This window comes from Massilia sp. CFBP9012, assembly GCF_034045115.1.
GTDB lineage: Bacteria > Pseudomonadota > Gammaproteobacteria > Burkholderiales > Burkholderiaceae_D > Telluria.
On sequence record NZ_JAXCWM010000006.1, the window covers coordinates 182,330 to 195,783 of the forward strand.

Here is a 13,454-nt window from a genome sequence, read left to right on the forward strand (position 1 = left end):
TTAAACGCGCGTATCTTCGCGCTGATCTGCGTCAGGCGTCGGCTGCACTGGCGGCTCGTCCACATGGGTCTCGATCGGACCCACTTTCATGTAGTGGAAGAAACCAGCCACGGCGGCGCCGATCATCGCGGCCACGCCCAGCGGCTTGGCCACGCCCTTCCACAGCGCCACGGTCGGGCTGATGGTCGGGTTCTCGGGCAGGCCGGCGTACAGGGTCGGCTTGTCGGCGTGCTGCAGCACGTACATCACGTGCGTGCCGCCGACGCCGGCCGGGTTGTACAGGCCTGCGTTCTGGTAACCGCGCTCCTTCAGGTCGACCACGCGATCCGACGCGTAATGGATCATGTCTTCCTTGGTGCCGAAGCGGATGGCGCCGGTAGGACAGATCTTGACGCAAGCCGGTTCCATGTTCACTGCCACGCGGTCCGCGCACAGCGAGCACTTATAGGCCTTCGAGTCCACCTTGCTGATGCGTGGCACGTCGAACGGGCAGCCGGCGACGCAGTAGCCGCAGCCGATGCAGTTTTCGCTGATGAAGTCGACGATGCCGTTGGTGTACTTGACGATCGCGCCCGGCGCCGGGCAGGCCTTCAGGCAGCCCGGTTCGTCGCAGTGCATGCAGCCGTCCTTGCGGATCAGCCACTCCAGGCGGTCACCTTCGTCTTCCGTCTTGGTGACGATTTCCGAGTACTTCATGACCGTCCACGACTGCGGCGTCAGGTCGCGCGGGTTGTCGTAGGTACCGTTGTTGTCGCCGACGTCGTCGCGCAGATCGTTCCACTGCATGCACGCCACCTGGCATGCCTTGCAGCCGATGCAGCTCGTGACGTCGATCAGCTTGGCCACTTCCGGCTTGTGGGTCCTGGCCACGGGCACGGTCGCCGTGGTGGCCGACCGCGCTGCGATATCGAGAGATTGTAGTGAAGACATGACTTAAATCCTTTCGATATTGACCAGGAACGACTTGAACTCAGGCGTCTGGGTATTCGCATCACCCACGAACGGGGTCAGCGTGTTCACCAGGAAGCCCGGCTTGGTCAAACCGACGAAGCCCCAGTGGTTCGGCAAGCCCACCGTGTCCACCTTCATGCCATCGCAATCGAGCTGCGGAATGCGCTTGGTGACGACGCACTTGGCCTTGATGTAGCCGCGCATCGACGACACCTTGACCATATCGCCATTGCTGATGCCCTTGGCCTTGGCCAGTTCCTCGCCGATTTCCACGAACTGCTGCGGCTGGATGATCGCGTTGGACAACACGTTCTTGGTCCAGTAGTGGAAGTGCTCGGTCAGGCGGTAGCTGGTCGCGACGTACGGGAAGTCCTTCGCGGTGCCGAATGCTTCCATATCGCCCTTGAACACGCGCGCCGCTGGGTTGGCACGGGCTTTCGGGTTTTTCGGGTGCATCGGGTTGACCGGGAACGGCGACTCGAACGGCTCGTAGTGCTCAGGCAGCGGACCTTCGGCCATGCCGGTCGGCGCGAACAGGCGCGACACGCCTTCGGCCGTCATGATGAACGGCTGCACGCGGTCTTCGTCGCCCGGATTGGCATCGGGACGGATGTCCGGAATATCGGAACCGGTCCAGCTGGTGCCATTCCACGAGATCAGGTTGCGGTGCGGATTCCACGGCTTGCCGGACGGATCGGCCGATGCCGCGTTGTACAGCACGCGGCGGTTGGCCGGCCATGCCCAGGCCCAGCCCAGCGTATTGCCCACGCCATACGGGTCGGCATTGTCGCGGTTGGCCATCTGGTTGCCGGCCTCGGTCCACGAACCGGCGTATACCCAGCAGCCGCTGGCGGTGGTGCCATCGTCGCGCAGCACGCCGAAGCCCGGCACCTGCTGACCCTTCTTGAGGATGATCTTGCTCGGGTCCTTGGCATCCGGGATATCGGCCAGCGCCTTGCCGTTGAACTCTTTAGCAAGTTCTTCAGCCGATGGGCTGTGCGGAATCTTGTACGGCCAGGCCAGGTTCACCATCGCATCAGGGAAGGCGCCGCCATCCTTGATGTACGCATTCTTCATGCGGGTGAACAGGTCGGCGATGATCTCGATGTCCGGCTTGGCTTCGTACGGCGCTTCGCCGCCCTTCCAGTGCCATTGCAGCCAGCGCGACGAGTTCGACAGCGAACCGTCTTCCTCGGCGAAGCAGGTGGTCGGCAGGCGGAACACGGTGGTCTGGATCTCGGCCGGATTGACGTCGTTCGACTCGCCGAAGTTCTGCCAGAATTCCGAAGTCTCGGTATTGAGCGGATCCATCGTCACCAGGAATTTCAGTTTCGACAGGCCGGCGATGATTTTCTTCTTGTTAGGGAAGGAACCAACCGGATTGAAGCCCTGGCAGATGTAGCCGTTCAACTTGCCTTGACCCATCAGCTCGAAGGCCTGCAGCACGTCGTACAGCTTGTCGATCTTCGGCAGGTAGTCGAAGGCCCAGTTGTTTTCCGCGGTCGCGGCATCGCCCCACCAGGCTTTTTGCAGGCTGACGAAGAACTTGGGATAGTTCTGCCAGTAGCTCATCTGGTTCGGACGCAGCGGCTTGAGTGCGCGCGGCTTGTAATAGGTCTCCAGGTCCTGCTCGTTGTCGGTTGCCAGAGACAGATAGCCCGGCAGCGAGTTCGACAGCAGGCCCAGGTCGGTCAGACCCTGGATGTTGGAGTGGCCGCGCAGTGCGTTCAGGCCACCGCCGGCGACGCCGACGTTACCCAGCAGCAGCTGCATGATGGCGCCGGTACGGATGATCTGGCTGCCCTGGCTGTGTTGGGTCCAGCCCAGCGCATACATGATCGTCATGGCGCGGCCCGGCACGGCGGTCGACGAGATGTACTCGCAGACTTTCAGAAATTGCTTGACCGGGGTACCGGTGATCTTGCTGACCTGCTCAGGGGTGTAGCGCGAGTAATGGCGCTTCATCACCTGCAGGACGCAATTCGGGTCTTGCATGGTCGGATCGACCTTGGCGAAACCGTCTTCACCCATGGCATAGCCCCACGACTTGTTGTCGTAGCGGCGCTTGGCTTCGTCGTAGCCGGAGAAGATACCGTCTTCGAACGAGAAGTCGGGACCGACGATGAACGACGCATTGGTATAGCTCCGGACGTATTCGGTCTGGATCTTGTCGTTACTCAGCAGATAATTGATGACGCCGCCCAGGAAGGCGATGTCGGAGCCAGCGCGGATCGGCGCGTAATAGTCGCTCATGGCGGCCGAACGCGTGAAGCGCGGGTCGACCACGACCAGCTTGGCTTTATTGTGATGCTTGGCTTCGATCACCCACTTGAAACCGCAAGGGTGAGCTTCGGCGGCATTGCCGCCCATAATCAGTACTACATCGGCATTCTTGATGTCAACCCAATGGTTGGTCATCGCTCCTCGTCCGAACGTCGGGGCCAGACCGGCCACCGTAGGTCCGTGTCAAACGCGAGCCTGGTTATCGAAGACGAGCATGCCCATCGAACGCATCGCTTTGTGCGTGATGTAGCCCGTTTCGTTGCTCGCCGCGGACGCACACAGCATACCAGTGCTGGTCCAGCGGTTGACGAGTTTGCCTTCGGCGTTGTTGACGATGAAGTTGGCGTCGCGGTCGTCCTTCATGAACTTGGCAATGCGCGACATCGCCTGGTCCCACGAAATACGCTTCCATTCCTTGCTGCCCGGCTCGCGGACTTCAGGATATTTGAGGCGGTTCGGGGAGTGCACGAAGTCGAGCAGGCCTGCGCCTTTCGGGCACAGGGTGCCGCGGTTCACCGGGTGATCCGGGTCGCCTTCGATATGAATGATGTCCGAGGTGACGTTCTTTGCGCCGTCGCCGATGCTGTACATCAGCAGGCCGCAGCCCACCGAGCAGTACGGACACGTGTTGCGCGTCTCCTTGGCCTTCGCCAGTTTATAGTGCCGGGTCTCGGCCATTGCCGGCAGCGGCGAAAAGCCGAGCGCGACGATGGTGGACGCGGCCAGTCCCGCACCGCTTACGCGGAGGAACTGCCTACGATTCATGCCCATCTAGGTTCTCCTACTAGTAATGGATTGCGCACGCCGCAAAAGGATGTGCCGGGGTCAACGCCCCGGCATGCTGATCCGATCGCGACGCTGCCACCGTCAGGTGGCGTGCGCGCCTTGCTACGTCGCCGGTTGTGTTACTTGGCCGGCGGCGTCGTTGCCTGGGTGGCGCCATCGCCACCGGTCGGTTCGGAAGCACCGCTGTCGCGGGGCTTGCCTGCATCCTGGCCAGCGACCACGCCGCCGATCGCGGTGCCGCCCTCTCCCGGACCTGTGCCCGGAATGGCTTCCGGCGACGTGGTCGGTTCGGCGACAATGCCGGCATGTGGATCCGGGTTCTGGGTGGCGACTGCTGCCGGCGATGCCGGATCTGTCGGGGCCGGGGAGGCCTCGACGTCGGCCTTCTTGCCGCACGCCGACAGGGCGAGGACGGCGGCCAACATGCCTGCGCTGAGCAGGGTGCGGTTTTTAATATACATGGTATGTTGCATTGCAATATCCGTTGGCCGTGAGATATATCGGAAATATATATGAATTGATGAACGCTACAAATAAGTATTTTACGCAATGTATACAATTCCTGCGTGACTTTAGGTGAGAATTGAACCGCGCTTGTCGTGCTAGCATCGCCGGGCTGCCGCTAATGTAAAGACGTTTCACTGCCATCGCCCTTGCGCGCGCCACCCACACGCCGCCGCGCCGCCGGGGTTGGCCCCGCCGCCGCTTCACCCTGGCCCGCAGTGGCCGCCGGCGCCACCCTCTCCTCGACATCGAGCAGGCGGGTCTCGGCCAGGCTCCAGCCCTCCTCGCCCATGCGCAGCAGCGTGCTCCCCTTCATCCGCACCAGATGTCCCTCGACCTCGGCTTCGCTCGCATGCCAGCGCAGGCTGGCCTGGCCGGCGCCCTCGATCGTGATCACGTCCGGCGCCACCAGGCCGCCGGCCATGCGCGCATGGCCCGGCAGATAGGGCATGGCCTGGGCCAGGCGGTCGCTGGGCCTGGCCCCCATCATGCCCACCTGCCCGGCCAGGGCCTCCCACAAGGCGCCGGATTGCGCGCGCAGCGCCAGGTAGCGCCCGGCCTGCTCCCGTCCGTGCGCCAGCAGGGCCTGTGCCAGTTGCGGGTCGCGGTCGAACTTGGAGAACAGCCCCAGCTCCTTGCGCACCGCGCCGCCCACCGCCTCGCCGTCAAGCACGATGCGCACCACCTCGATCGGCTTGTCGTGGGGACGGAAGCGCTGGCCCGGATCGTCAAGACGGGCATTGACGGCTTCGATGAAGGCCACTTCCTGGTTCAACGACAGGTTGCCGGACAAGGTATCGCGGCGGTGCCACAGCTCGTCGCCCGACTGGGCGCTGCCCGGGCCGGCAACCTTGCCGCTGAAGTCGTAGCGGTCCTGGTTGATCTGCAGGATCCAGAGCCCGTCCGGCTTCTTGACCGGATCGACGCCCGACGAGACGAAATTCTTGATCGGCGGGTTTTGCGAGAACAGGCCATCCCAGCACACCATGCGGCGCGGCTCGTGGGTCTCCGGGTCGAGCGCCTGGATCGACTGGGCCATGAAGACCCAGGGCAGGCAGGCCGAGGCCACCACCGCGTCGAGGGTGATGCCGGCGTCGATCGGCGCCCGCTCGGAGCTGAAGGCAACGAAGGCGCCACTGTCGATATCGACCGCGCCGATCAGCAATTGCGGGAGCGAGCGGGCGGCGTCGCGCACCGCATGCGCCAGGCTGCCCAGGGCGTCCGGCTCGAAGCGCAGCTCGGGCAGTTGAAGGCCATCGAAGGTGGTCCGCAACAGCGTGCCCGGCGCCAGCTCGTGCGCCTCCGACCAGGCCGCGATCCAGCCGCCCGAGGCCAGCCGGGCCCGCAGGTCGTGCTCGATCGCGGCCTGGCGGGCCTGCAACCGCTCGCGCTCGGGCGGCGCATCGGCCATGCGCGCCTCGAGGGCGATCGCCTGCCAGCGCTTGATCTCTCGCGGAATGCTGCAAAAGTCGCCGATGGCGCCGATCAGGTCGAAATCGACGTGCGGCGCGATCGACTCGCGCAGCTGGAAATAAGGGCCACGGATCCAGCCGCCCAGCGGCGGCCACATGGCAGTGAGCATCGGCCAGGTGGCCGTGGCGAAGGTTTCGATCTCGCGCAGCGGCGATAGATAGGGGCTCAGCTTGAGGTCGACCTGGGCCAGGCTGCCGGCCCACTGGCCGATGTCGTTCAGCAGGCGTTCACCGGGCGCGATGGCGCAGTTCGCATCCCAGAAGCGTTCGAGCCCGGCCTTGGCCGCCTGCGGGCCGCCCAGCAGGAATCCATACCAGGCCAGCAAGGCACTGATGGCGCCGCCCGAGGTGCCGCTGATGCCGGTCAGGCGCAGCACCTCTCCGGGTTCCTGGGCCAGCATTGCCCGCCCCTCGCTGGTCGCGAGCTCGGCGTTGCGAAACTGCGGCAGCAGCACCGGCAAGGCGCCGGCGGCATAGGCCGCGTGACTGCCTCCGCCCTGGCAGGCGATGGCGATGTTTTTGACAGGCATTATGTCCTCCCTCGTCCGAATCGACAATCGAGGCGGGCATTCGCCCATGGTTCAAACACAGGCACCAGAAAACGCCGACCTGTCGCTTTTAGGCAGTTGGCGCCTCTCGCAGTTCCACGTCCGGCCTGTCAACGACGTAAAAAAGCGACGCGATGATAACGATTTCATCGAAATGGCAACAACATCAATAAATATTTACAACGAGGTCGAAAAGGCAATGATTGCGCCAAACATTAGGTGTTATATTTACTGTCAGGTTATGCGGCCGCGAACCGCCGACAACCCCGGTAGCACCTGAAAAGAATCCCACAGACGGGTTCTTCACAACAAAGACGGAGACACAACATGAGACAGTTGAACAAGTCGGCCATTGCCGTGGGCGTCGCACATCTGTGCTGGTTGTCGGCAGCCTTCGCGCAGCAAGCAGCGCCAGCGACGAGCGCCGCCCCGGCCCCTGCTGGCGCCCAGGTAGTCACGGTCACCGGCCAGCGCGCCGCCCTCGACAGCGCCCAGCAGCTCAAGAAAAACTCGGACGAGGTGGTCGATTCGATCGTCGCCGAGGACATCGGCAAGCTGCCCGACAAATCCATTACCGAAGTGCTGCAGCGCGTGCCGGGCGTGACGATCGACCGCACCATGTCGCGCAGCGATCCAGAACACTTTTCGGTCGAAGGCTCGGGGGTGTCGATCCGCGGCCTGTCTTGGGTACGCTCCGAACTGAACGGCCGCGACTCCTTCTCGTCCACCGGCGGGCGGGCCCTGAACTTCGAGGACGTGCCGCCCGAGCTGATGGCTGGCGTCGACGTCTACAAGAACCCGTCGGCCGAGCAGATCGAGGGCGGCATCTCGGGCCTGGTGAACCTGCGCACGGCGCTGCCATTCGACATCAAGGGCCAACGCATTTCGGGCAGCGTCGAAGGCACCTACTCGGAACTCAAGAAGGGCAAGACCCGCCCGGCCGGCTCGATCCTGTACTCGAACCGCTGGCAGACCGGCATCGGCGAGATCGGCGCACTGGTCAACTTCGCCAGCTCGCGCAGCGTCACCCGGACCGATGCCTTCCAGGTGGAGCCCTATTATCCGGTGGCCGACGCCGAACCGGGCCGCACCGTCTGGATCCCGAAAGGCGCGCAGTGGCGCACGCTGGACTTCGACCGCAAGCGCCAGGGCACCTATGGCGCCCTGCAGTGGAAGAAGGACAATACCCTCAAGAGCCACCTGACCTGGTTCCGCTCGAAATACGATATGCGCTGGGACGAGAACGCGCTGTTCTCGGCCGAAGGCAATCCAACCCAGTTGCGCGTGCAGAACGGCGTCTACGATGCCAACGGCGCCTTCCTGAGCGGCACCATCGTCAATCCCACCGCGGGCAGCATCGAGTACGCCAACAACGCCCGTACCGCAAGCCGCGATTCGACGACCACCGACGTCGCCTGGAACGTCGAATGGAAACCCGCCAGCAACTGGACGCTGACCTCGGACTTCCAGCACGTGAAGGCCAGGTCGGAGGGCTTCGATTCGACGGTCGCCCTCGGCACCCTGATGCCCCAGCTGAATCTCGACCTGACCGGCAAGCTGCCACGCATCAGCTTTAGTCCATCGCAGGCGGCAGCGATGAGCGACCCGAACAACTTCTTCTGGGCGTTCTCGATGGAGCACCTCGACCGCAGCGTGGCCGAGCAGAAGGCGTGGAAAGGCGATGTCAAGTACGACTTCGACCACCCGGTGCTGCGCGACCTGCGAATCGGCGTACGCCTGACCGATCGCGATGCGAAGACCATCGTCTCCAACCCTGACTTCAACTGGGTCGGGATTTCACAGCGCTGGATGATGCCCTGGCAGATCAACAACCTGGCCTACCTGAGCGATCCACGCTTCCAGGCCCCGACCACGGTCAACCAGTTCAAGAATTTCTTCAATGGCGACGCCAGCGTACCGGCCATCATCTTCCCGGCTCGCTCGGTCACCGGCGGCTACCCGGGCAGCTACGCCCAGTTGCACGGCTTCCACGACATCCTGTGCGCCGAAGTCGGCAACGCGTGCGCGCCATGGACCCCGGCAGCGTTCGGCGAAGCCAATCCATCGGGCGACAATGAACAGGGCGAGAAGACCAAGGCGCTGTACACGCAGATGCGCTTCGGTTTCGATAACCTGCGTTTCCCTGTGGACGGCAATATCGGCGTTCGCTACGTCAAGACCGATGCCAAGTCCTATGGCTACACGGTCTACAATTCGACCTTTAACATTCCTCCCGGCGGCACCACCGGCCTGCCCGTGCCCGTGATCGCCCCCTTCGCCGGCCGCGAAGACTATGAGAACGGCTATCACAACTGGCTGCCGAGTCTGAACCTGCGGATGAAGGCCAGCGACGAGCTGCAATTCCGCTTCGCTATCGGCAAGGGCATGTCGCGTCCGAACTTCGACCAGTTGCAGGCCTACACCACGCTCAGCCAGAACGTGACAAGCACCACCACCGGCACCGGCGCAGGACAGGTCACCGATGTCACCTCGGTCGGCCACACAGGGGAAGCGAAAGGCAATCCCCTGTTGCGTCCGGTCACCTCGCGCAATATCGACCTGACCGCGGAATGGTACTTCGCCAAGGCCGGTTCGCTCACCGTGGGCCTGTTCGACAAGCGCCTGCGCGACATCATCATCAAGCAGAGCTCGTTTTATCAGCTGACCGACTCGGCCGGTCGTGCAATCGATTTCACCGTCGCCACGCCAGTGAATGGGGCGCGCGGAAGCGCGCGCGGCATGGAAGTCGCTTACCAGCAGTACTTCGACCGCCTGCCAGGCTGGCTGGCCGGTTTTGGCGTGCAGGCCAACTATACCCACGTCAAGACCAAGCGTGACCTGTACAGCCCGGTGTACTCGCCCTGGTGCGGCGCCGGCAACAATGCTGCCAACCTGAACCTGAACCTGAATGGCTGCGACACCGATGGCCGCTCCTTCGGCGACCTGCCGCTCGAGTACATGTCGCGCAACTCCTATAACTTCGCACTGCTGTATGACCGCGGCCCTTGGTCGGCGCGCCTGGCCTGGAGCTGGCGTTCGAAGAGCCTTCTCGGCAACAACAACAACGGCACCAACGGAACGAACGGTGTCGACAGCAACCCGGACAGCCCGACCTTCGGCCAGAACGTGGTGGCCTGGGGCTTGCCGATCTGGGCCGACGACTATGGCCAGCTCGACGGCGGCGTCAGCTACAAGTTCAACGACAACTACCGCATCGACTTCCAGGCGCAGAACCTGACCGATGCGAAGTACAAGCAGATCATGACCCACCACGTCGGCGACAAGGGCCGCGCGTGGTTCGTGACGGGGCCGCGCTACAGCGTGCGTCTGGGCGTGTCGTTCTAACTTGAAGCAAGCCGGCCGCGCACGTCCTTCAGGGGCGGCGCGGCCATCAAACAAAATAAGGAGACAACAATATGCAGCAAGCTTTGCCGAACGCCCGCTGGGCCATTGCCCTCGCCGCCGCCTGCGCCGTCCAGTGCGCGCAAGCCGCCCCCGACGACGCCCAGCAACGCGCGGCAAAACTGGTGAGCCAGATGACCATCGACGAAAAGATCGGCATGGTCTTCGGCCAGTTCGGCACCGAATTCCAGGGCAAGCAGCCGCCCGCCGAGGCCCTGGTGCAGTCAGCCGGCTACATCAAGGGCATCGAGCGCCTGGGCATTACGCCGCAGTGGCTGACCGACGCCGGCATCGGGGTTGCCTCGCAGCCGGGCAAAGAGACGCGCCTGCGCACCTCGCTGCCGGCGGGGATCGCCACCGCCGCCACCTGGAACCCGGCGCTGGCCTTCAAGGGCGCGGCCATGATCGGCAAGGAAGCGCGCCTGTCGGGCTTCAATGTGATGCTGGGCGGGAGCGTCAACCTGGCGCGCGAGCCGCGCAACGGCCGCAACTTCGAGTACACCGGCGAAGACCCACTGCTGGCCGGGATCATGGCCGGCGAACAGATTCGCGGCGTGCAGTCGAACCACGTGATCTCGACCCTCAAGCACTATGCCTACAACGACCAGGAGACGGGCCGCAACCACCTGAACGTCAAGATCGACGACGCGGCCGGCCGCATGTCCGACCTGCTGGCCTTCCAGATCGCCATCGAGCGCGGCAATCCGGGCTCGGTCATGTGCTCGTACAACCGCATCGGCGGCGTGTACGGCTGCGAGAACGATCACCTGCTTAACAAGGTGCTCAAGCGCGACTGGGGCTACAAGGGCTATGTGATGTCCGACTGGGGCGCCGTGCATTCGACCATCCCGGCGGCGCTGGCAGGCCTGGACCAGCAGTCCGGCTACCCCTTCGACAAGTCGCCCTACTTCGACGGCGCGCTCAAGGAGGCGGTGCAGAACGGCCACGTGCCGGAACAGCGCCTGGACGATATGGTCGCGCGCATCCTGTGGGCGATGGGCACGCATGGCGTGCTGGATAACCCAGTGAAGGTACGCGACAAGGATATCGATTATGCCGCCCACGGCCGCATCTCGCAGGAAGACGCCGAGGAGGGCATCGTCCTGCTCAAGAACGCGGGCAATGTGCTGCCGCTGGCCGCAGGCTTGAAACGCATCGCCATCATCGGCGGCCACGCCAACAAGGGCGTGCTGTCCGGCGGCGGCTCGGCCCAGGTCTATCCGCGCGGCGGCATGGCGGTGCCGAACGAGGGACCGGCCGCCTGGCCGGGGCCGATGGTCTATCTGCCAGGATCGCCGATGCAGGCCCTGGCCCGCCGCAGCAAGGCCAAGCTCGACTGGCATGACGGCAAGGATGTGGCAGGCGCCGCGAAGATCGCCGCTGGCGCCGACGTGGTGCTGGTGTTCGCGACCCAGTGGACCTCGGAGGCGAACGACGTGCCGAACCTGTCGCTGCCGAACGCGCAGGACGCGCTGATCGCCGCCGTAGCGAAAGCCAATCCGCGCACGGTGGTGGTGCTGCAGACCGGCACCCCGGTGACGATGCCGTGGGTGGACGCCGTGGCCGGCGTGGTCCAGGCCTGGTATCCGGGCACGAATGGCGGCGAAGCGATCGCGCGCGTGCTGAGCGGCGAAGTGGACGCCTCGGGACGCCTGCCGCAGACCTTCCCGCTGTCCGAGAACCAGCTGCCGCGGCCGAAGCTCGATGGCCTGGACCTGCCCAAGGACAGCCGCTTCGACGTCGACTATGACATCGAAGGCGCGGCGGTCGGCTACAAATGGTTCGACCTGAAGGGCATCAAACCGCTGTTCGCCTTCGGCCACGGCCTGTCGTACACCAGCTTCACCTACACCAACCTGAAGGCCGAGGCAGCGGATGGCGGCATCCAGGTCAGCTTCGACACCCTCAACAGCGGCGCGCGCGCCGGCAAGGCGGTGCCGCAAGTGTATGTGTCGAAGGTCGGCGCCGGCTGGGAAGCGCCGAAGCGCCTGGGCGGCTGGGACAAGCTGGCACTGAACGCCGGCGAGCGCCGCGCAAGCAAGGTCGCGGTCGACCCGCGCACGCTGGCGGTGTTCGACGCCGCGTCGAACCGCTGGAAGATCGCGGCCGGAGAGTATCGGGTGATGCTGGCGACGGCTGCCGACGCCCCGGTGCAGACGGTGACCGTGCGCCTGGCGGCGCGCGAGTTCGCGGCCGGAGCACGCTAGGGACTTGTCATGCACGCCTTCCAACGCCGGGCGCTGCTGGCCTTCGTCGCGCTGCTCATCGCGAGCGTCATCATAGGCCTCGCCGTCTATCGGCGCAGCTTCCTCGAAGTCGCGCTCCTGAGCGGCCCGGGAGAGAGCCAGGCGGCCTGGCGTGTCCGTCCGGGTGTCGATGCCTCGGCCGGCGGCGCCTCCAGCGTACGGGTACTCGACGACGGCCGGCGCTTGCGCATGGCGCTGAACGTCGCCAGCGGCACGGCCTATCCGTACGCCGAGGCCAACCTGTTCTTCCTGGGACCGGACGGAGCACCGGTGCACGCCGACCTGACGCGTTTTGCTTCGGTGTCCTTCGTCGCCACCTGCGCGCCACGGAATACCCTGTCGCTGGTGGCGCCGACCTTCGAGGAGGGCCTGTCGCGGCGCGGCGACCCGGCAAGCTACCGCGCGCCCTCGAGCTTCTTTTCCTGCAGCGAGCAAGGCAGCCGGATCGAACTGGACCTGACGCGCATGGAGACGCCGCAATGGTGGTTCGCCCATGCCGGGCTGCCGCTGTCGCGCCAATCCTACCGCCTGGACCAGGTGCCCAAGCTGGCCATCGGCAGCACCTTCCAGACGCCGCGCGACGTGCCGCTGGTGGTCGACGTCAGCAGCCTGACCTTGCATGGCCGCGACATGCGCTGGATTGTTGTCCCCAGCGCGCTGGTGCTGCTGGCCTGGGCCGGCTTCGGCCTGTGGCTGTTCCGCGCCCACGCGCGCGCCCTGCGCCGCGAACTGCAGGACAAGTTGCAGAAGGACTTGCCAATCGTGGCCTACCAGCAGCTCTTGCTCGAACTTCCGCTCGAGCCGCGGCGCGACCGCGAGAAGGCGGCCATCCTGCAGGCGATGGCGAGCCGCTACGCTCAGGCCAACCTGGACCTGGAAGCCGTGGTGCAGGCCGCCGCCGTCAACCGCAACAAGGTCAACGAGATCCTCAAGGCCGAACTGGGTTTTACCTTCACCGGCTACCTGAACAAGCTGCGCCTGACCGAGGCCGCGCGCCTGCTGGCCGAGAAGGGATCGGCCACGGTCTGCGAGATCGCCTACACGGTCGGCTACAACAACGCCTCCTATTTCAACAAGCTGTTCAGGCAGGAGTATGGCTGCACGCCGAAGGCGTTCCGCGCTTCGCTGGCGGGCGCGCCGGATGCGGCCCGGCAAGCTGAAACGTCCGGCACGATTGCTTCAACTATCCGCATGGAGCACGCCGTGAGAGCCAGCCAGACGTATGCTGGCGCCTCGTCCTGTTCACCATCAGAGAGTTGACC

Annotated in this window: 7 protein-coding genes; 3 read left to right on the forward strand and 4 right to left on the reverse strand. The window is 64.6% G+C overall.

Features of this window, described 5'->3' with window-relative positions; translation table 11 throughout:
• The 4 genes from fdxH to SOM61_RS11820 all read right to left on the reverse strand — a co-directional run bounded on the left by fdxH (position 1) and on the right by SOM61_RS11820 (position 6,526).
• Positions 1-930, reverse strand: a complete 930-nt coding sequence (gene fdxH, locus SOM61_RS11805; protein WP_320474276.1) for a formate dehydrogenase subunit beta — start codon at positions 928-930, stop codon at positions 1-3.
• A 3-nt stretch (positions 931-933) separates the two neighbouring features.
• Positions 934-4,005: a formate dehydrogenase-N subunit alpha gene (gene fdnG / locus SOM61_RS11810; protein ID WP_320474277.1), complete on the reverse strand. Its 3,072-nt coding sequence runs from the start codon at positions 4,003-4,005 to the stop codon at positions 934-936.
• 134 nt (positions 4,006-4,139) lie between these two features.
• A complete protein-coding gene (locus SOM61_RS11815; RefSeq protein WP_320474278.1) occupies positions 4,140-4,481 on the reverse strand; it encodes a hypothetical protein in 342 nt (113 codons plus the stop codon).
• Positions 4,482-4,642: 161 nt separating this feature from the next.
• Positions 4,643-6,526, reverse strand: coding sequence for a patatin-like phospholipase family protein (locus SOM61_RS11820; RefSeq protein WP_320474279.1), 1,884 nt, complete (start codon positions 6,524-6,526; stop codon positions 4,643-4,645).
• Between the two features lie 345 nt (positions 6,527-6,871).
• Between SOM61_RS11820 and SOM61_RS11825 the strand changes: the two genes are divergently transcribed.
• The 3 genes from SOM61_RS11825 (at position 6,872) to SOM61_RS11835 (ending at position 13,452) form a co-directional block, all read left to right on the forward strand.
• Positions 6,872-9,889 (forward strand): TonB-dependent receptor, encoded by a 3,018-nt coding sequence (locus tag SOM61_RS11825; protein WP_320474280.1) that lies wholly within the window; start codon positions 6,872-6,874, stop codon positions 9,887-9,889.
• 71 nt (positions 9,890-9,960) lie between these two features.
• Complete coding sequence (locus SOM61_RS11830; protein ID WP_320474281.1) at positions 9,961-12,153, forward strand: beta-glucosidase family protein; 2,193 nt, start codon at positions 9,961-9,963, stop codon at positions 12,151-12,153.
• A 9-nt stretch (positions 12,154-12,162) separates the two neighbouring features.
• Complete coding sequence (locus SOM61_RS11835) at positions 12,163-13,452, forward strand: helix-turn-helix domain-containing protein (protein WP_320474282.1); 1,290 nt, start codon at positions 12,163-12,165, stop codon at positions 13,450-13,452.
• Positions 13,453-13,454 lie beyond the last annotated feature (2 nt).